General features: G+C 60.1%; 20 protein-coding genes and 1 tRNA gene. 12 read left to right on the top strand and 9 right to left on the bottom strand.

The window, feature by feature from the left end; genetic code table 11:
- Positions 1-382: 382 nt before the first annotated feature.
- Positions 383-742: a hypothetical protein gene (locus tag IE127_RS12820; protein WP_189426041.1), complete on the bottom strand. Its 360-nt coding sequence runs from the start codon at positions 740-742 to the stop codon at positions 383-385.
- A 584-nt stretch (positions 743-1,326) separates the two neighbouring features.
- Here IE127_RS12820 and IE127_RS12815 point away from each other — a divergent pair.
- Entirely contained in the window at positions 1,327-1,995 is a 669-nt protein-coding gene (locus IE127_RS12815) for a hypothetical protein (protein ID WP_189426040.1), read from the top strand.
- Positions 1,996-2,067: 72 nt separating this feature from the next.
- Positions 2,068-2,295, top strand: coding sequence for a hypothetical protein (locus IE127_RS12810; RefSeq protein WP_189426039.1), 228 nt, complete (start codon positions 2,068-2,070; stop codon positions 2,293-2,295).
- Between the two features lie 77 nt (positions 2,296-2,372).
- On the opposite strand, the gene IE127_RS12805 is transcribed toward IE127_RS12810, so the two are convergent.
- A complete protein-coding gene (locus IE127_RS12805) occupies positions 2,373-2,876 on the bottom strand; it encodes a hypothetical protein (protein ID WP_189426038.1) in 504 nt (167 codons plus the stop codon).
- A gap of 419 nt (positions 2,877-3,295) precedes the next feature.
- Here IE127_RS12805 and IE127_RS12800 point away from each other — a divergent pair, with 419 nt between their 5' ends.
- The 5 genes from IE127_RS12800 (at position 3,296) to IE127_RS12780 (ending at position 5,805) form a co-directional block, all read left to right on the top strand.
- Positions 3,296-3,943, top strand: coding sequence for a hypothetical protein (locus tag IE127_RS12800; RefSeq protein WP_189426037.1), 648 nt, complete (start codon positions 3,296-3,298; stop codon positions 3,941-3,943).
- Complete coding sequence (locus IE127_RS12795; protein ID WP_189426036.1) at positions 3,943-4,302, top strand: hypothetical protein; 360 nt, start codon at positions 3,943-3,945, stop codon at positions 4,300-4,302. Before IE127_RS12800 ends, IE127_RS12795 begins: the two co-directional genes overlap by 1 nt.
- Before the next feature lie 126 nt (positions 4,303-4,428).
- Positions 4,429-4,824, top strand: coding sequence for a nucleotidyl transferase AbiEii/AbiGii toxin family protein (locus IE127_RS12790; RefSeq protein WP_189426035.1), 396 nt, complete (start codon positions 4,429-4,431; stop codon positions 4,822-4,824).
- Between the two features lie 166 nt (positions 4,825-4,990).
- Complete coding sequence (locus tag IE127_RS12785; protein ID WP_244640153.1) at positions 4,991-5,500, top strand: metallophosphoesterase; 510 nt, start codon at positions 4,991-4,993, stop codon at positions 5,498-5,500.
- Positions 5,497-5,805, top strand: a complete 309-nt coding sequence (locus tag IE127_RS12780; RefSeq protein ID WP_189426033.1) for a hypothetical protein — start codon at positions 5,497-5,499, stop codon at positions 5,803-5,805. The genes IE127_RS12785 and IE127_RS12780 overlap by 4 nt, the downstream gene beginning before the upstream one ends.
- Before the next feature lie 105 nt (positions 5,806-5,910).
- On the opposite strand, the gene IE127_RS12775 is transcribed toward IE127_RS12780, so the two are convergent.
- The 4 genes from IE127_RS12775 to IE127_RS12760 form a co-directional block, all read right to left on the bottom strand.
- Complete coding sequence (locus IE127_RS12775) at positions 5,911-6,240, bottom strand: hypothetical protein (RefSeq protein WP_189426032.1); 330 nt, start codon at positions 6,238-6,240, stop codon at positions 5,911-5,913.
- 217 nt (positions 6,241-6,457) lie between these two features.
- Positions 6,458-6,534 (bottom strand) — tRNA-Met (locus IE127_RS12770).
- 85 nt (positions 6,535-6,619) lie between these two features.
- Complete coding sequence (locus IE127_RS12765; protein WP_189426031.1) at positions 6,620-8,071, bottom strand: UdgX family uracil-DNA binding protein; 1,452 nt, start codon at positions 8,069-8,071, stop codon at positions 6,620-6,622.
- Positions 8,071-9,306, bottom strand: a complete 1,236-nt coding sequence (locus IE127_RS12760; protein ID WP_189426030.1) for a putative DNA modification/repair radical SAM protein — start codon at positions 9,304-9,306, stop codon at positions 8,071-8,073. Before IE127_RS12760 ends, IE127_RS12765 begins: the two co-directional genes overlap by 1 nt.
- Positions 9,307-9,529: 223 nt before the next feature.
- Between IE127_RS12760 and IE127_RS12755 the strand changes: the two genes are divergently transcribed.
- On the top strand, positions 9,530-10,477 hold the full coding sequence (locus IE127_RS12755) for a ring-cleaving dioxygenase (protein ID WP_189426029.1): 948 nt from the start codon (positions 9,530-9,532) through the stop codon (positions 10,475-10,477).
- 49 nt (positions 10,478-10,526) lie between these two features.
- Here the strand turns inward: IE127_RS12755 and IE127_RS12750 are convergent, their stop codons facing one another.
- Complete coding sequence (locus IE127_RS12750; protein WP_189426028.1) at positions 10,527-12,563, bottom strand: vWA domain-containing protein; 2,037 nt, start codon at positions 12,561-12,563, stop codon at positions 10,527-10,529.
- Positions 12,560-13,105, bottom strand: coding sequence for an RNA polymerase sigma factor (locus IE127_RS12745; protein ID WP_244640152.1), 546 nt, complete (start codon positions 13,103-13,105; stop codon positions 12,560-12,562). The genes IE127_RS12750 and IE127_RS12745 overlap by 4 nt, the downstream gene beginning before the upstream one ends.
- A 195-nt stretch (positions 13,106-13,300) precedes the next feature.
- Between IE127_RS12745 and IE127_RS12740 the strand changes: the two genes are divergently transcribed.
- On the top strand, positions 13,301-13,471 hold the full coding sequence (locus IE127_RS12740) for a hypothetical protein (RefSeq protein WP_189426027.1): 171 nt from the start codon (positions 13,301-13,303) through the stop codon (positions 13,469-13,471).
- Here the strand turns inward: IE127_RS12740 and mnmA are convergent.
- Positions 13,468-14,613: a tRNA 2-thiouridine(34) synthase MnmA gene (mnmA, locus tag IE127_RS12735; protein WP_189426125.1), complete on the bottom strand. Its 1,146-nt coding sequence runs from the start codon at positions 14,611-14,613 to the stop codon at positions 13,468-13,470. The two genes, IE127_RS12740 and mnmA, sit on opposite strands and share 4 nt — an antisense overlap.
- Positions 14,614-14,855: 242 nt before the next feature.
- Between mnmA and IE127_RS12730 the strand changes: the two genes are divergently transcribed.
- The 3 genes from IE127_RS12730 to sciP all read left to right on the top strand — a co-directional run bounded on the left by IE127_RS12730 (position 14,856) and on the right by sciP (position 17,570).
- Positions 14,856-16,334, top strand: a complete 1,479-nt coding sequence (locus tag IE127_RS12730) for a flagellar hook-length control protein FliK (protein WP_189426026.1) — start codon at positions 14,856-14,858, stop codon at positions 16,332-16,334.
- 13 nt (positions 16,335-16,347) lie between these two features.
- Complete coding sequence (locus tag IE127_RS12725; RefSeq protein WP_189426025.1) at positions 16,348-17,061, top strand: flagellar hook assembly protein FlgD; 714 nt, start codon at positions 16,348-16,350, stop codon at positions 17,059-17,061.
- A gap of 230 nt (positions 17,062-17,291) precedes the next feature.
- On the top strand, positions 17,292-17,570 hold the full coding sequence (gene sciP / locus IE127_RS12720) for a CtrA inhibitor SciP (RefSeq protein ID WP_189426024.1): 279 nt from the start codon (positions 17,292-17,294) through the stop codon (positions 17,568-17,570).
- Positions 17,571-17,691: the final 121 nt, after the last annotated feature.

Genomic DNA, 17,691 nt, shown 5'->3' with positions numbered 1-17,691 from the left:
CTGGGATGTCGATATCGCCCAACAGCGGCCATCACCAGACGGGGTGGGCTTCCCGCTTACCCCATTACTGTCGTTGCCACAGCCTATCTGGCTGCGGCAGCTGGGATGCGCGTCAGGTCACTCAGAGCATGATGCTCAGTCCAAACACGGCGAACCGTCAACACGATGATCTAGGGAAATAGAGTGGGGCAGGCCCTGGAAAAGCGCTGCCCCAAATTGTTGCGACTGATGATCGCGGACCCGCCAAATATACTACCACCGGGCGCAAGACACAAGCGTGCCTGCCGGTTCTATAAAAGCGTTACCCGCCTTGGATGTGTCCTGATGGAGTAACGCGGGTGTCTGCATGTCGAGTAGTGGACGTGTCCGGCAGATCGCCAGCTCAATCCATATGCCTGGCAGCACACTCCCTGGTGGCCAACGACGGCACGTAGGACGGCCATCTGTGCTCCGGGCGAGGCCGCAGGACTTGCTTCAGCCGGTCGCGCACATGCCGGCGATCGAAGCCATAGCGGTCGACTAAGATGGCCGCCGCCGCGGTGACTACATCGCCAAGCTGCAGAGTGGGTGCCCCCTCCCGCTGCGATGGGTCATCGGACTTCGCTAGAGCATATGCCATCGCTTCCACCAACGCGCCGTTCAATGTTGACACCGGCGGGATGCCAGCAGCGCGCATGGCATGGCGCTCAGCGCGTTTTCGCTCTCGATCGTATCGACGGTGTTCAGCGATGGTCTTCGGCATATAGGCCTCCTGTGGCACTGCTACCGATGATCATGCCAATCGATGCAAGGGACAAGTCCATGGACACGTCCCGATAGGAAGCCGCAGTTCTGTTGGTGCGTGTGGCGCTTCGCGCAGACGAAAGGGCGCTGTCGACTAAATCATCTGGACGACAACTGACAGGGCGGCGACGCGAAGCGGAGCTACCTCCCGTCAGGGAGGATGCGGTACAAACATGAACGGCCCAGCCTGCCTCCTAAACCCTCCTGCACGACAGTTAAATGGCATTGCCAGCGGAGCGCCAGCCAGGCGCGACGCGCTCATCGCGCGCGCGTTATAGTTAGTTAACTTGTATTATTGTTATCTGATAGTAACCCAAGGTTTTAGCAACTTTCGCGGCTATTGCCTTTTGTGGCGGCTTATCCTACATTATAGATTAACGCATTTTGTGTGGTATGAGCATGTCAGCAACATCAGCAAAACTACCGGTTTCATTGGCTTTTGGCCAATTTCCGTTGGGCCTCACGGCTCCGACGTTTCGCATTGCGCTTGTGCTGCTGTCGATCGCTGGCCCCAACGGCGGGTTCTCAATCGACAAGCCTCGGATGGAGCGGCTCACCGGCATCAGGATGGACAACGCCAGACGCCACCTCGAGCGGGTTCGAACTGCGACCTTTGATTACGGCGATGAGGCCGCTCCGGTCTTCAGCGATCTGGACTATACGGCTGGGGTCCAAAAGCGACTGGCTGGCATCATCTCCGGCCGACTGTCACCCCAGATGGTCGAAGCGATCTCGAACCCGATTTGGGCAGGCAAACGAATCGGTGTCGATTTCGAGGAGATGAAAAAGCTGTCCACCCTCCCTGGGCTGCTTCTATGGCTTCGGCTTGCGGTCGAGCGGTCAGATGGAAAGGATGAATTTCGCCTTCGCCTTAAGCCCGAGGATGCCGCCGAAATGTTTGGGCAATACCTTTCCAGGGCGACGGTCCGGAAGAAGGATCGGGATGGTGATGAGTACATGTGGACGGCCCTGAGCAGGATCTACTCGATCATGATCGAGCCAGCCGTCAAAGACCTCTGGAATGCGCTCGACGAACATGTCGTCGATGCTACACCTGTCACCCCGCCTGGAGGCGGCAAGGGCAAAGCATGGCATTACGTTGACCTGAAATTTGCTCGGGTGCAGCGTCAAATGTCGATCCGTGAGCTCGCCCAGAGTGTCCGAGATCACGAAGAATACCAGCGCACGAAGTTCGACAATCCCGATCTATAAAATTCGAGCAAACGGATCCGTCGAATATCAATTTGCACCTGCTATCGTGCATTCAACGTTAGGAGAAATCGCATGTTCACAGACACGGAAGTCGGCCTCGCATTCGGATTTCGTCGCAACCTGGATCGCGTCACCGAGAACGCACAGGTCCTGATCGATGGCAAGAATGCCGAAATCAATCTCCTGATGAGTGCGCTGAAGAAGGCCCGTGCCGAACTTGCTGACGAACGTGCGATGCGCATGGCTGCTGAACTGCGGTTGGAGCGAATGGAAGAAATCCTCGACACCCCGATCGACTAAAACGAATCGACTGCACAGCAAAAAGCCCGCTCGGATCACTCCAGGCGGGCTTATTTTTTTGCGCGACCGATTCGTTTTTAGGGATGCAGGCCCTGTTCTTCCAGCGCCTCGCGTAAAGTGCGGCGCGGTTTCGCCCGGCGAACATTTTGTACCGCCGCTTGTCGCGCGGCGGTTACCTCGCGGATCGCCGCGCTATCATACGGTACCACACCCTTGATCGCCGCCCTACCGCGCATGTGCGCGCGGAGTTGCTGTGCATCGGCTGACATGATGATGCACAGTGCACGGCGATCCTGAGCTTTCAGCCAGCTTAGGTCCTTGGGCGTCAACCCTTTCAGCTGCTCGGATGTTGGCAGCTCACCTTGCGCCAAAACGCCGGCGACCCGCTTGATTGCTGGCATATCGTCAGCCTGACGGTCTGACGCTGCCTTGGCGACCTCGGTATCGGCTACCGTCTCTGCAGGTGCCGCAGGCACAGCGACAAGGCGTGATACCCATTCGCCGCATACTTGGACCCTCTGCCAGACGAACTTTGGCATCGCGGCGATTATGCGCGCTATCACGGCTACAAAATTTTTCATCCCTGTTCTCCGGAAAAGTTAGCGCGGCGGTTTCGCCGCGACCGCCAGAGTGGCGCAGAACAAAGCAAGAAACGAATCGTTGCAGCCGATTCCGTCCGCTTCCGGGGTCAGTAGGGCCCGGATCACTACGTGTTAACCAATATCTCGGTCACCCGCGCAATAAAAATTTCCTCACGACAGGCCAATGAATTCGGGGCCTGTCGCCAAAACCTCAGCTAAACTCTCGTAACTGCTGTCGTTTTTTTATTTGCAATCCAAATCGGCACGCTCGACAATTCATGTGCATAACCGATTCCTTTTTGGTTGACGCACAGACCTATCGCCGCCGAGCGATTGATTCGAGAGGCCAGTTTTTGATGTCAACACGTACCAGCGCGCACGATCGCGCCACAGATTTTTGCGCCCCAAATTCCGAGGGCTTGACCACCACCGAACTCATTCGGGGGGCTGCCGTTCGCGCCATTCGCGGGCTGTCGGATTTCCCGACGCGCCTGAGCGACGACTTGGTCGTGAAGGTCGCAACGATGGAGCTCGACGAGCATGACAAGGATGTCAAGCGCGATCAGTCAGCCGCAGGTGTGGACTACGCCGTCGGGCAGCTTCTGAACATTATCAGTCTGCTCAAGAGAGATGAGAGCCTAGAGGGCACCTATGCCGACCTGCGCGCTAAGCGGGAAGCGGTCAAGCTGCAGCGTGAAGCACGGATCGTCTCTGCTACGGAACAGCGCGCTTACACTCTCCGCATCCATGACCGAAATGGTGAAACGATCCTGGCCCTGATGGGGCCGTCGACCGAGAAGCTTGGGCACGCAGGTCGCGTCCTTAGCGCGGTCTTCGACGCAGAGATGTCAGATGAATTGCCTGACATCGGAGAAGAAATGTCGCTCAAGCCGGTCAAGCTGGAACCGGGGACGGCTGACCAGCCTGCGTCAGTCAGTGTGACTGACGATACCGACTTCATCCATTTCAATCTCGGCGCTGGCTTCAACGAACATTTCTTCGTCGAAGCCAGTGCCGCGGCAAAATTGATCCGGCGCCATTGGCGGGAAATTGGGGGTTCCTGCTAATGGACGCCCTCCCGCACAAGCCCATCCAGTCGCCCCTGCGCCTTGTCGTCGACAATGACCGCCGGGAGGAATCGGTCACTACATTGGCCATCGAGGCCCTTCGTGGCGTTTTCGACTTGGGACCTGAAGTCGAAGATCGCTCCGTCGTCGCATTTGCGGACATCCACCTGCGGTGCACACAGGAGCCCATTCCCGCTGTCGAACCGCTGGTCCGGCTGCTCGAACTCGGTGCCAAGTATGATGCCGTCCGCATGTCCGACGAACAGGTCGAAGAACGCGCCCATGCTCGTCTGCAGCTTTCCAAGGGTGGTCGCATCCGTGCCTTCTTCGCCCGCCTTTTCCAGAAGGGCGCGCGCTGATGACTGCTCCTGCCCGCATTTCCAGAGCGTACCTGCGCGAGAGGATCGAGGCTGGCGATCGGCCGTCCGACATCGCTCGTGACCTGGGTGTGCATCCCTCGACAGTGTGCAGGCACCTGCGCCTTCATGACATCCCGTATTCGTCCAAGCCCGGCGCGCAGCGGGTACTCGATCGCCGACAAGGTCCACGCATCGGTCCGGCATGCAGCTACAAGCACCCGATTTAGAGACTTCTATGACTTGTACGTCTACCTGACCCGCTGCCGGATTGACCAAGACCGGCTACGGCACGCATTCGAGCACACTTTTGAACTCTTTGGTGACGAGCTGCCCGGTGGGGTCGACGACATCGAGACCTACGGATCCGATTTCATCACGGCCAATGAAGAACGGTGGCGACGGATTCGCGATGAGTCGAGATGGGCGGTCGAGGTCCCTGACTTCGCTGAAGTCGTCGAAGTCATCAAGCAAGGCATCTCTCAGGTACTAGATGCTGGTTCCTTGCTTAAGCCCGCCGCATAATCGTTAGAGAACAAGGATTTAAATCATGGCACGCCGCAAGAGCATTTCAATCAATCGGGCTGACCGCTTTATCGCTGACACGCATTTCGGACACCCCCTCATGATCTCGCTGGATCGCAAGGATGACGACGGCAATCCATTGCCGCGGCTTCGGGCTTTCGACAGCATGCGCGAGCACGATGAGCACATCGTCGAGATGTGGAATTCGTTCATCGGCAAGAGCGACACCGTCTACCATCTCGGCGATGCCTTCTTTTGGAAGCTGCCGGTCGAAGATATGCAGCGCATTTTTAAGCGCTTGAACGGTCGCAAGCATCTCCTCATCGGCAATCACGACACGCCGGAGGTCGAAACGCTCGGCTGGGAAGGCATTCACCGTGGTCCGGTGCATTTCAAAGATGCCGCAACCGGTCAAAAGGTCATCGCCGCGCACCACCCGCTCAGGGAATGGGACGGCTGGCATACTGGTGCCGTGCACATCCATGGGCACACGCACAATAACTTGCCAAGCTCGCGCCGCAGCCTGGATATCGGCATCGACAGCGTTGGCTATATGCCGCTGACCATCGATGAGATCTTCACCCATATGTCCGCGCTGCCTGACCTTGATTTTCGTGGCGTAGAGATTCCCGATATCAATCCTTCCAAGGACGCTGCATCGGGATACGGCCGATGAAATGGACCTTTGCCATCGACGGATTGGGCCGGCTGAACATCTGGAGCCATGGCGATTTCCCGCCGGCCGACAATCTCATCGAACTTGAGGTCGTCGAGCGGGACGGCATTTATGTGGTGGACCGCGAAAAGCTTGAGCCTCTGCGGGCATTGCTCGGATCTCCGGAGATCACAGAGGTCGTACGGCATCCAGGACCGAGTGCGGCCGATGAACTTGAGGACGCCCTCACTCGCCTGACTATCGACGTGCAAAAACGAATCGATCGCCTGCGCGGCGAAGATGACGACCCGGGATACGGCAGATAGCAAAAAGGACCGCCGAAGCGATCCTTGAGCCGGCCGCAAGTCAGGCGACCTCGCGGACTATACCCAAGCCAAGATTAGCCGCTTGTTGCGCAAGCGACAACCTTCCTATCCTTTGCCGCCTGCAGCCTTTTTCCCGCCCTCGATTGGCACTAATCCACCCAAGGCTGGCGGCAGGTCGGGTGGTCGTGGTGGACCCTCGATATCTGGAAGAAATGCGCCGCAGCCTTTGGCATACTTTTGCGGCTTCCGGCGATCGGTGTTCCACGGACAGTCGATGGTCAGAAGGTGCAGCATGTGAGCCAGAGACGTGTCGGCACCGTACTTCTGCGCCAGGCGCGCGAGCCGATACTGCCCACGCCGAACGCACATACGGCACTTGATGCGGCAGACCACAAAAGGATAGTCGACGATGAGCTGCGGCTTCGAGCGATGCATTCTGATTCCAATCCTTTCATGGATTGAAACTAGAACAAACGTAGAACACTCTCAAGCGACAGGAGGATGCTCATCACGATGCCGACGATGCCCAGTGCGATCAGAATGCGGACGGTCCAGGACATCGTTGATTTTGCCGCCCCCGTCCCAATCCCGTCCCAGCGACATGGGGACGGCACCCCAGAAAAACCAAAGCCCCGTATTTCCGGGGCTTTTTTGGTAGCGGAGGAGGGACTTGAACCCCCGACACGCGGATTATGATTCCGCTGCTCTAACCAACTGAGCTACTCCGCCACGACAGCGCTGTCGCTGTCAGCGCGCTGTGTTTAGGGTTGAGCCGCTGGCCTGTCAAGCTGGTCCGCGCCGATAGCGGCGGGTTTCAGCTTGCCCTGGAAACATAGTCACGGATGGCGGCGAGATCAGCCTCGAATTTTTCGCGCTCGACGGCGGCCGCAGCCTTATCGGGTATGCGCAGCAGGTAGGAAGGATGGTTGGTGACGAACAGCACATCACCCTTGTCGTCGGTAATCGGCTGTCCCCGGCTCTTCGAAATCGTCACCGTCTTGCCAAACAGGCTATGCGCAGCCGTCGCGCCGAGCGCCACCGTGATGCGGGGCTTGAGAAAGCTGCGCTCGAGATCGAGCCAAAACCGGCAGGCCGACACCTCGCCACCATCGGGCTTTTGGTGGATGCGGCGCTTGCCGCGCGGCGTGAACTTGAAGTGCTTGACGGCATTGGTGACGTAAACCCGCTCGCGATTGATCCCCACCTTCACGAGCGCCTCATCGAACAGTTGGCCCGCCGGCCCGACAAACGGTCTGCCCTGCAGATCCTCCTGGTCGCCCGGTTGTTCACCCACAAAAACGATATCGGCGTCTTGCGGCCCCTCCCCGAACACAGCCTGCGTCGCATGCTCATAAAGCCCACAGCGCCGGCAGCCTGAAATCGCTGCACGCGCGTCCTCAGGGCTTGCAATGTCGGCCTCCGAGGGAGCCTCGGCTTCGTTAACCTGCCGCGCCAGTTGTCGTGCATGGCGTGACGGTGGCTGGGTTGCGGCACGTCCGACCATCTGGTTCTCCGCAGCGCGTGCATTTCTGACGAGAGGCACAATGAGCTCCGCTTCGGGCAGGTTGCGCCAATACTTCACGGGCATCTCGGATTTCATCATCGCGACCTTGAGCCGCGCCGGATTAAAGATCGAGGCGTAGTATGTCTTCCACGCCTCCTCCATCGCGTCTTCGCTCGGCACATCGGACTTCTTGCCCCCCGGGCCGAACTGCAGCTTCTGCCCGTCCCACCGCGCCGAGCGGTAAGGCGTTACAATGGCCCAATCCATGCTGGCAAATCGGCGCATGAAGAATGGTGCTGTGCGCTCGAGCACATAGTGCGAAGGTTCGAACCATGCCATGAACTGCTCACGCGCGGAGGCACCGGACACGGTCCTGAACCGCACGAACGCCTTCATCTTGTGGCTGTCCCGGCGCACTGCAGACGCCATCTGCCGCATCTCGGCAAGGTCAGGATCGGACGCCGCCTCCATCAGCCCCCGATCATCGACCAGCCGCCACAAGAACCGGTAAAGCAAATCGAAGCGATGCTCGGCCGTATGGCACACCACCTGCTCCGCCAGTTCCAGAAAAGCCGCCGGCACCGAACGGACAGGCTGGCGCACCGGCAGCAAATGCTCCTGACGCTCTTCGAACAGGCCGGATTCAGAGTGTGGATCGCGCCAGCGCACCTCGACAGGGGCGATCCCGGCGAGCAATAGTTGCCGTGCCTTCTGGCGCCACTCGGCTACGTCATTGAGCGCATCGAGGATTACAGTCGCCATCACAAAAGACTCAGTTGCTGCGGCGCCGGGGTGAGCCTTGCCTTGAGGTGCTGGGTGTCGAGCAGGCCGCCCGGAGACCAGTCATCGGCAATGATGAAAGGGCGGACCGACTTCAGCGAGCGCACCAGCCGGCCGATATCTTCAAGCCGCAGGCGGTGATGCCGCCGTGTGCCAAGAATACGCTCCACCACTTTTGTGCCCAGCCCCGGCACACGCAGCAGGCTTTCCTTGCTGGCCCGGTTGACGTCGACGGGAAAATCCTGCCGGTTCTTCAGCGCCCAGGCCAGTTTCGGGTCGATTGTCAGATCGAGATGCCCGTCCTCGCCTCCAGCCATGATTTCATCGACTTCGAAACCGTAGAACCGCAGCAGCCAGTCCGCCTGATACAGTCGATGCTCACGCACCAGCGGGGGCGGCTTCAGCGGCAGGCGGCTACTGGCATCAGGGATCGGTGAGAACGCAGAATAGTAGACGCGTTTAAGGCCATATCCGGCGTAAAGTCCCCCTGCCCGCCTCAGGATCGCGCCATCATTGGTGCCATCCGCGCCGACGATCATCTGCGTCGATTGCCCGGCAGGGGTAAAATTGTCGGGCTTCGCGCGGCTCTTCGGCTCTGGCTGTGCGGCGCGCTGCGCCAGGTGGATGCGCGCCATCGCCCCGCGGATCTCGTCGGATTTCTTCTCCGGCGCCAATTGCGCCAGCCCGGCATCCGTCGGCAACTCGATATTCGTTGACAGCCTGTCGGCCCACCGCCCTGCCTCTGCAAGCAATTCGGCGTCCGCATTCGGGATGACTTTGAGGTGGATGTAGCCGGCAAAGCCGTGCTCCTTCCGCAGCGTGCGCGCCACCCGCACCAGTTCTTCCATGGTGTAGTGCGGTGAGCGAATAATGCCGGAGGACAGGAACAGCCCCTCGATATAATTGCGCTTGTAAAAATCGAGGGTCAGCGACACCACCTCCTCGACCGAGAATCGCGCCCGCTCGACATTCGAGGACGATCGGTTGACGCAATAAATGCAGTCATAGACGCAGAAATTGGTCAGCAGGATCTTCAAAAGGGAGATGCAGCGGCCGTCGGGGGCATAGGCGTGGCAAATGCCGCTGCCTTCGGTCGAACCGATCCCGCCGGACTTGAGGCTGGACCGTTTCTCGGTGCCGCTTGAAGCACACGAGGCATCGTATTTTGCCGCGTCCGACAAGATGGCGAGTTTGCGTTTGAGCGTCAGCTGGGCCATTTGTTCATCCTTTGTTCTGCTTTTAAGGCAAGGCGACGGGCCTGAACATTGAAAAAAGACATACCTAACCGTTTGTGAACGGTGCTTAGGAGGGAACAGATGGTGGCGTTCGTTCAATTTTCGGCAACAAGGTGTTGCGCTCTCGGCCCTCCGCAGCGGGCCTTCAAGCGCTTAAGTTAGTGCCAGATACCGATCGGCGCGCACGCGCCACAGGAGGCTTACGATGACGCTCGAACTCAAGGGAATTCACCACCTCACAGCGGTGACCGCCGACGCACCGGCTAACCTGCAGTTCTATACGCAAACGCTTGGCATGCGGCTGATCAAGAAAACGGTCAACCAGGATGATACCACGGCCTATCACCTGTTTTATGGGGATGCTGTGGCCTCGCCTGGGGCTGACCTGACCTTCTTCGATTTCCCGGTCGGACGCGAGGCCCACGGCACGCACTCCATCTCGCAGACGGGTCTTCGCGTCGACAGCGAAGAAACACTTTCATGGTGGAAGCAGCACCTCGATGATCGGGGCGTGTCGACCGGCGAAATCGGCGAGCATAATGGCCACACCAGCCTCACCTTCCAGGATTTCGAAGGTCAGCGCTTCCGGATGGTGGCAGACCCTGGACACAAGCCTGTTGCGTGGGATCGCAGCCCGGTGCCGGCTGAGCGCCAGATCATCGGGCTCGGTCCGATCACGCTGAGCGTGCCGAAGCTGGAGCCGACGGAACTTGTCCTCACCAAGGTGATGGGCATGCGCAAGGTGCGCACGCACACCAGCGACACCGGAGCCGAGGTTCATGTGTTCGAGATGGGCGAAGGCGGCGCCGGCGCTGAAGTCCACGTCGCGGTGGAACTCGGTCTGCCATTCGTGCGCCCGGGTGCCGGCGGCGTGCACCACGTCGCGTTCCGCACCGAAAACGAGGACACGCTGCGCCAGTGGGTGCGCCGGGTCAGCGAGGTCGGCTTACGCTCGAGCGGCGAAGTGGAGCGCTACTACTTCACCTCGCTGTATTTCCGCGAGCCCAACGGCATCTTGTTTGAGATCGCGACAGACGGCCCAGGTTTTGCCACCGACGAGCCGCTCGAAACCCTCGGGGAAAGCCTGGCGCTTCCGCCCTTCCTCGAGCCCAAGCGCGCATCGATCGAGGCCAACCTCAAGCCGCTTCAATAGTCACATGGAAAGAGGGCGCGGTTACCCACCGCGCCCTCCCGTCTTCACGCTAGTTCGCAGCGTCGAGCACCGCGGCGGTCTCCACCAGTTGCACGAACTCGCTGCGATACCCGGCCGCGTCTTCACCCCGAGCCGACCGCGCGAGGTCAGCAACCTGCGTCCAGCTCATATCGCCGGCATAGTCCGAACCCTTGAGCTTCTGCCCGAACGCCGCAACTGCTGCAGCAAACCGTGCATCATCGGGCGCCACGGCGAGATCATTGATGACGCTATCGGGGCCGACCGGCACTTCTATCAGCCGACTATCATCCGCATCCGGCAGCTTGTAGCGTAGCCGCACCAACCCCAGTTCGTCGCTGGTTGCAGCCGGAGCCGGCTCATCGGCATAGCGCAGCGGATCGATCAGCCCCCCGTCAGAGCCGACCGGCACGATTTCATAGAGCGCCGTCACCGTATGCCCGGCCCCGATATCGCCAGCATCCACCCGGTCATTGTTAAAATCCTCGCGTGCGAGCGCGCGCGTTTCGTAGCCGATCAGCCGATATTCAGAGACTGTCGCCGGGTTGAATTCCACCTGGATCTTCACGTCCTTGGCGATGGTCTCAAGCGTGCCGCCAAGCTCTGCCACAAGCACCTTGCGCGCTTCGCGGAAGTCGGAAATGTAGCTCGCCGTGCCGTTGCCGTTCTGCGCCAGGCTCTGCATCGTATCGTCGCCGAGATTGCCGCTGCCAAACCCCAGGACCGACAGGAACACGCCACTATCGCGCTTGCCGGCAATAAAGTCCTCGAGGGCATCCGGATCGCTCAGCCCGACATTGAAATCGCCATCGGTCGCAAGGATCACCCGGTTGATGCCATCGTCGATATACGCCTCTTCAGCCAGCTGGTAGGCCAGCGCGATGCCATCGGCGCCGGCGGTCGACCCTCCCGGCTCAAGCCCATCGAGCGCCGACAATATCCGTGCTTGCTCGCTGGCCGGCGTTGGCGGCAACACCACACCCGCCGCCCCGGCATAGGTGACGATCGAAATCGTGTCGGCTTCGGAAAGCTGGCCGATCAGCAGCCGGAATGCGCGTTTCAGCAATGGCAGCTTGTCTGGATCCTGCATCGAGCCCGAGCTGTCGATCAGGAACACCAGATTCGCTGACGCCAGATCGTCTGCTGGCGGAACATAGCCGCGAATACCGATCTGCATCAGCTGCGAGCTCTCGTTCCAGGGTGTCGGGAATACGCTCACGCTTGTCGAAAACGGCACTGCCGGATCGTCGGGCGTCGGATAGTCATAGGAGAAATAGTTGATCATCTCCTCGATCCGCACCGCGTCGGGTGGCGGTACCATCCCCTGCTCCACCATCCGGCGCACATAGGCATAACTCGCCGTATCGACATCGACCGAGAACGTCGACACCGGATCGTCGACCACCGCATGCACGCCCGATTCCTCGAACTCGGCAAACTGATCGCCACTCGGCTGCGGCGCCATCCCCTGTGGGGCCGCCATGGGCGCGGGTGAAGGCGGCATGCTTTGGGCTGCCGAATCGTAGCTCTGGGCGAACGATTGCTGCATCCTTTGCTGCTGCTGCGCACCGGAGGGCTGGGCCTGCGCCGGCAACTGGATCGGCTCCTGGCGCTCTTCAGCCCGCTCGACAAGCGCGGGCGGCGCTTCGGCATCTGCCGCCGGAGCACTGGCGACTTCCTCCTGCGGCTCGGCCGGCGTTGCCGGCACCGGCTCCGGCGCGGCAACGTCTTCAACGGCTTCACCGTCATCGGGGACCAGGCCCCGCAGATCGAGCGTGCCGCTGTCGATCAGGTAATAGCTCACTGGAAACACCAGCAATGCTATGGCTGCCGTCCCAAGGGGTATGCGCATATCCATGGTCTCAAATCTTTCGAAAAAGCCTGCGATGGATTTGAGACGGCTGGTCAGCCACGATCCTTGGGTGGCGGTGTCACTATTTTTTTCTGCTTCTGCAGCGAATGCGGTGCGTGCCGCGTCGATCGCCTGGCGGCGTGCATCCGCGCGCGGTGGCGGCACCTCGATAGAGGCGAGATCTTTAAAATCGTCGTCGTGTCTGTGTTGCGTCATAGCAGCCCCCTCAGGGCTTTCCTCGCTGCGTGCACGTGCCAGGATACGGTAGCTTCGCGGCATCCCATGATCTGCGCCGCATCGGCGTGGCTGAGTTCTTCCGCATAGACCAGCAGAACGGCATCTCTTTGCTTGTCCGGCAGCGCACGCACCGCCTGCCAGAGCTGCGCGGTCGTCGTGCTTTCTTCCTGGTCTGCAAGGGCAAAACCAGCAGCCACATCGGAAAACGCCTCGATCTTGCGTCCATCGCGCTTGCGGGCACGCTGCAGGTCGCGAACGCTGTTGAGCGTGACGCGATAGAGCCAGCTTGCAAATTTTGACCGGCCATCGAAAAGTGCGATGGCGCTGGCGAGCTTTATCGAAACGTCCTGCGCCACATCCTCGGCGTCACTGCGGTTCCCGCACCATTTATAGGCCGTTCGGTAGATCATGTCGTAATGCTCGGTCACGAGCTGCTCGAAGGCGGCCGCATCGCCACGACGCGCCCGCGCAACAAGCGCTTCCGCTGCGGCGGCGCTCTCCATTTCGGCTGAATGGCGCATTCGGGTTTCGGCCACTGCCACGGCTCTGTTCCGGTTAGGGTCCCATCTTCAAGCACGGCTCCGCCATGCGCAAAAGCTGTCCTCATGAGCTAGGACGCTGCTCGCGGAATTATCCTTGGCGCCGAGCAAAAGAAATTTTTCTCGGCTGCGGCGGCAGGCTTGACCGCATGTCGCACGCGGCGCAAAGGTCGCTGCATGAGCGACACTCCTCACCAGAACCGACGCGGACGCATTCTGATTGTCGTGCTTGGCGTCATTGCGCTGATCTTCATAGGCGCGTCGATCATCACCAATCTCAGCGCCTGGCAGCGCGCAGACGAACGTGCAGCCGCCGGCGAGACATTGCCCGAAACTGCGCCGGACTAGGCCGCCATCGCCGGAACCGCTTCGGCGATAAATCCGCCGCCGAGAACGCGCGCGGTCTGGTCGTCATCGGCATAAAAAACGCAGGCCTGCCCCGGCGAAACTCCATATTCACCGGCGACCAGCGTAACGTAGACCTCGCCTTCACGCATTTGCACCACGCCCGATTGCGGGCCTCTGGTCGAGCGCACCTTGACCTCGAGCGGCGCGCCGTTGCCGGCTGCCGCTTCTGCAAGCGGGCGCTCACCCAGCCAGTTCACGTCACGCAGGCGTACAGTATGGGTCTTCAGCGCATCGCGTGGCCCGACGATCACCCGTCCGGTCCTGTGATCGAGCTTGACGACGTAGAGCGCCTCGGGTGAAGAAATGCCGAGGCCCTTGCGTTGGCCGATCGTGTAGTGAACGATCCCCTTGTGCGTGCCGAGAACCCGCCCATCGAGGTCGACGATCTCGCCTTCCTGCAGCGCTTCCGGGTACATCTTGGCGATGACATCCGCGTACTTGCCCTGCGGCACGAAGCAGATGTCCTGGCTGTCATGCTTTTCCGCAATCTCGAGCCCCATCTGGCGGGCGTGCTCGCGCACCTCCGCCTTGCTCATTCCGCCGAGCGGAAAGCGCAGGAAATCGAGCTGCTGTTGGGTCGTCGCAAACAGGAAATATGTCTGGTCTCGCTCGGAATCGACCGGCCGGAACAGCTTGCGATGGCCATCTTCCAGCCGCGACTGAACGTAGTGCCCGGTCGCCAGAACGTCGGCGCCAAGGTCTTCTGCAACCTGCAGCAGGTCGACGAACTTCACCGACTGGTTGCAGGCAATGCATGGAACCGGCGTTTCGCCCTGCTGGTAGGCATTGGCGAACGGCTCGATGACGGAATCGCGAAAGCGCTGCTCGTAGTCCAGCACATAGTGCGGAATACCAAGGCTCGCGGCGACGCGCCGCGCATCGTGGATATCCTGGCCAGCGCAGCACGCCCCTTTGCGGTGCGTCGCCTCGCCATGATCGTAGAGCTGGAGCGTAATGCCCACCACGTCATAGCCTTGGCGCGACAGAAGTCCGGCGACCACGGAGGAATCGACGCCCCCCGACATCGCGACAACAACGCGCGTCTCACCCGGGGCTTTGGGCAGATCAAGAGAGTTCAACATGTCAGTCATCCGGTTGGGGTCAAGGGCCAGCGGCATGGATTTCCAGTCACTATCCATTCACGGCTTCCCGCGCAAGCGTCGAACCCGGCAGCATTTGCCCGCCGCGCGATAGTTCTTGCCGCCTAAGCGTCTTCTGATCACCAGACACATGCCGCAACCTGCTGACAGTGCGGTATTTCATGAACTGGCAAGCTGTTTGCATAAGCATTGGCACTGACTTGTCTTGAAGGACCGACCAGCCCGTGCCGCCAGATCTGCTTACCGCTCTGTCATCCAAGCCCGCTGATCGCTCACGCCCCGAGCCGGCCCAACCGGTGCCGGCTGATCGGCGCGACAGCTTTGCCAGCCATCTCAAGGCGGAATCGCGCGAACCGGCGAGAGCGATAAGCCCGGATCGCCGCAAGGCCGTCGAAAGCGCGGTCCGCGATGTGGTGGGCGATAACACGGCAAAGGTGTCTCTTGATCGCGACAATCGCATTACCGTCGAGGTCGACGGCGAGACGAGAACGCTCTCGCGCGACGAAATCGACGCCTTGGCAGATGCGGCGCTCGGGGATGCCTCGGAACTGGCGGAAACGCTGGCCGGAATTATCGAAGCGCTGATGACGCTTGATGCCAACTCGACCGAAGACCAGCTGAGCGAACTGGCCGGCATGCTCGATGAGCTCGCCGGCGCTCTTCGCCTTGAGCTAACGCCTGAGGCGCCGGACACGGAGCTATTGGCTAAGCTCGGCGGGCTACAATTGCAGCAGGACGCATCGGCTCTCGATAAGGCGCTCGGCTCCTTGGCGGATCTGGCGCGTACGCTCCTGTCAGGAACACCTGAACTTGAGGCAGTCGGCACCAAGCTCGCCGATCTGTTGCGCACGATTGAGGCCGATGAAGGCGCGCAAGCCAAGCTCATGGCCCTCCTCGATGGTGCCGAAACGCCGGTTCCACCAAAGCTCGCATCTGCTCTCGAAGCCCTTCTTGGAAAGCAGAACGGCGCACAAAAGCAGGCCGAGACAACACCTGAACTATCAGCTGAAGCCGAAGCAGACGACACCTCCGATGGCGAAGGCGAGTTGAAGTTGTCGGACCTTGGCCGCACCACCAGGCGGGACGAGGCGGGCACGGACTTCAAGAACGGCACACGCGACAACGCAATGGCAGCCCTGGGCCAGCAAGCCGGCGCGAAGGGCGACAACGCATCCGATGACCTTCTCAGCCAACTTGCGGCACAAACGGGTACCCGTGTCGAAGCGCTACCGGGAGCCAAGCCCGTTGCGGCTGGCCATCTCCCCTCGCAGCAGCAGATCAACCTGCCCCAGGTCGCCTTCGAAATCAGCCGGCACGTGCAGCAGGGCAACAGCCAGTTTCAGATCCGGCTTGATCCACCGGAACTCGGCCGCATTGAAGTGAAACTCGATTTTGACAAGCATGGGCAGGTTCATGCGCGCCTCACTGTCGAAAAGTCGGAAACGCTCGACATGATGATGCGCGACCAGCGTGCGCTCGAACGTGCGCTGGCACAGGCGGGGCTCGATGGCGCCAAGACGAGCCTCGAATTCTCGCTGAAGGACAACCCGTTCTCCGGACAGGGCGAACAGAACAAGGACGGCGAGAACGCACCGTTTGCTCTCAACGAGCTGTCCGAGCTTGATGAAGGAACGCCGCTCAATACTGTAACGACGCTCTACCGTGGCAGCCTCAATGCCGGCAGCGTCAACATTGTAGCCTGACAGGGAGCCTGAGATGGCAGTAGATGGCATCACCGGAACGTCTTCGGGCTCCAGTCTCGATCAGAATCGGCGCACCATCGCCGACAATTTCGACACCTTCCTGCAGATCCTGACGACGCAGTTGAAAAATCAGAACCCGCTCGATCCGATGGATACCAACCAGTTCACTCAGCAATTGGTGCAGTTCACCTCGGTCGAACAGCAACTGAAGACCAACGAATTCCTCGAAGCGTTGATGATGGCCAACGAGGCCTCGGTGAACACTGATGCCGTTTCTTATATTGGCAAGGAAGTGACCACCGCGGGTGACCGCGCCGATCTCGCCGAGGGACAGGCAGTATGGGGTTACAGCGCCGAGGCTGACGCACACGATGCAGTCGTGACCATCAAGGACGGCAATGGCAGCGTCGTTTACAGCGAACGTGGCCAGTTGGCCGCGGGCGAAGGTCAGTTTGTCTGGGATGGTGTCGGCTCTGACGGAAACCCGAAGCCCGCAGGCACCTATACCATCACGATCGAGGCCAAGGACCTGTCCGGGCGCAGCGTGCCGGTGACGACGGCGTCGAACGGCATTGTTTCGGCGGTCGACTTCTCCGGCGGTGAGCCGGTGCTGACCATTGGCAATGCGCAGGTCAAGCTGTCCGACGTTACCAATGTACGGATCCCCGAAACCAAGGCCCCGCCCCCAGCGCCCTCGGCCGATCCCGACGCGGCTGATCCCGCCTAGGCTGGCCCCAATCTCGACGAAGACACGGGCTCTTACCGCCTCTTGCTGCTCTGAGAACTTGCGCCTTCGCGATGACCTCAAGTCATCCCGGAATCGTCGCGAGTCTCAAAACGAACGCATATGATTGAATTTGCACGCCATTCTTAACCACCTGTAAGTTTCCCCTTAGGCAAATTTTAAGCGGAGACACTTAGTCTTCGAACATATGGTCAGGTTTGGTAGAGAGTAAAATGACCGTACAAATGCGTCCTCGCGTAAAGTACGTAATCGGGCCGGACGGAAGTCCGCTCACGATCGCAGATCTCCCGCCCAAGAATACGCGGCGTTGGGTCATTCGTCGAAAGGCAGAAGTGGTTGCCGCCGTGCGCGGTGGTCTGCTCAGCCTTGAAGAAGCATGCGAGCGTTATGCGCTGAGCGTGGACGAGTTCCTGAACTGGCAGGCTGCAATCGATAAACATGGTCTTGCTGGGTTGAGAACAACCTGGATCCAGCATTACCGCGAAGGCTGATCGGCACCCCGATCACCCGATACGACAAGCCCGCCACTCTGGCGGGCTTTGTATTTTCAGGCACGCGTTAACGTCGTGTTACCCTCAAGTGACCCTCGCGTTACCCCAATTCGACAGAATT

Origin of the sequence: Devosia pacifica (assembly GCF_014652635.1) — a bacterium.
Lineage (GTDB): Bacteria > Pseudomonadota > Alphaproteobacteria > Rhizobiales > Devosiaceae > Devosia > Devosia pacifica.
This window is presented reverse-complemented; position numbering and strand designations above follow the sequence as displayed.

Coding starts and splice junctions, on each gene's coding strand:
- IE127_RS12805 (WP_189426038.1), bottom strand. CDS start 2,876: ATGAAAAATTTTGTAGCCGTGATAGCGCGCATAATCGCCGCGATGCCA.
- IE127_RS12750 (WP_189426028.1), bottom strand. CDS start 12,563: ATGACGCAACACAGACACGACGACGATTTTAAAGATCTCGCCTCTATC.
- IE127_RS12785 (WP_244640153.1), top strand. CDS start 4,991: ATGCGCGAGCACGATGAGCACATCGTCGAGATGTGGAATTCGTTCATC.
- IE127_RS12745 (WP_244640152.1), bottom strand. CDS start 13,105: ATGCGCCATTCAGCCGAAATGGAGAGCGCCGCCGCAGCGGAAGCGCTT.
- IE127_RS12765 (WP_189426031.1), bottom strand. CDS start 8,071: ATGGCGACTGTAATCCTCGATGCGCTCAATGACGTAGCCGAGTGGCGC.
- IE127_RS12775 (WP_189426032.1), bottom strand. CDS start 6,240: ATGCATCGCTCGAAGCCGCAGCTCATCGTCGACTATCCTTTTGTGGTC.
- sciP (WP_189426024.1), top strand. CDS start 17,292: ATGACCGTACAAATGCGTCCTCGCGTAAAGTACGTAATCGGGCCGGAC.
- IE127_RS12810 (WP_189426039.1), top strand. CDS start 2,068: ATGTTCACAGACACGGAAGTCGGCCTCGCATTCGGATTTCGTCGCAAC.
- IE127_RS12755 (WP_189426029.1), top strand. CDS start 9,530: ATGACGCTCGAACTCAAGGGAATTCACCACCTCACAGCGGTGACCGCC.
- mnmA (WP_189426125.1), bottom strand. CDS start 14,613: ATGTTGAACTCTCTTGATCTGCCCAAAGCCCCGGGTGAGACGCGCGTT.
- IE127_RS12815 (WP_189426040.1), top strand. CDS start 1,327: ATGGAGCGGCTCACCGGCATCAGGATGGACAACGCCAGACGCCACCTC.
- IE127_RS12795 (WP_189426036.1), top strand. CDS start 3,943: ATGGACGCCCTCCCGCACAAGCCCATCCAGTCGCCCCTGCGCCTTGTC.
- IE127_RS12820 (WP_189426041.1), bottom strand. CDS start 742: ATGCCGAAGACCATCGCTGAACACCGTCGATACGATCGAGAGCGAAAA.
- IE127_RS12725 (WP_189426025.1), top strand. CDS start 16,348: ATGGCAGTAGATGGCATCACCGGAACGTCTTCGGGCTCCAGTCTCGAT.
- IE127_RS12780 (WP_189426033.1), top strand. CDS start 5,497: ATGAAATGGACCTTTGCCATCGACGGATTGGGCCGGCTGAACATCTGG.
- IE127_RS12760 (WP_189426030.1), bottom strand. CDS start 9,306: ATGGCCCAGCTGACGCTCAAACGCAAACTCGCCATCTTGTCGGACGCG.
- IE127_RS12740 (WP_189426027.1), top strand. CDS start 13,301: ATGAGCGACACTCCTCACCAGAACCGACGCGGACGCATTCTGATTGTC.
- IE127_RS12790 (WP_189426035.1), top strand. CDS start 4,429: ATGACATCCCGTATTCGTCCAAGCCCGGCGCGCAGCGGGTACTCGATC.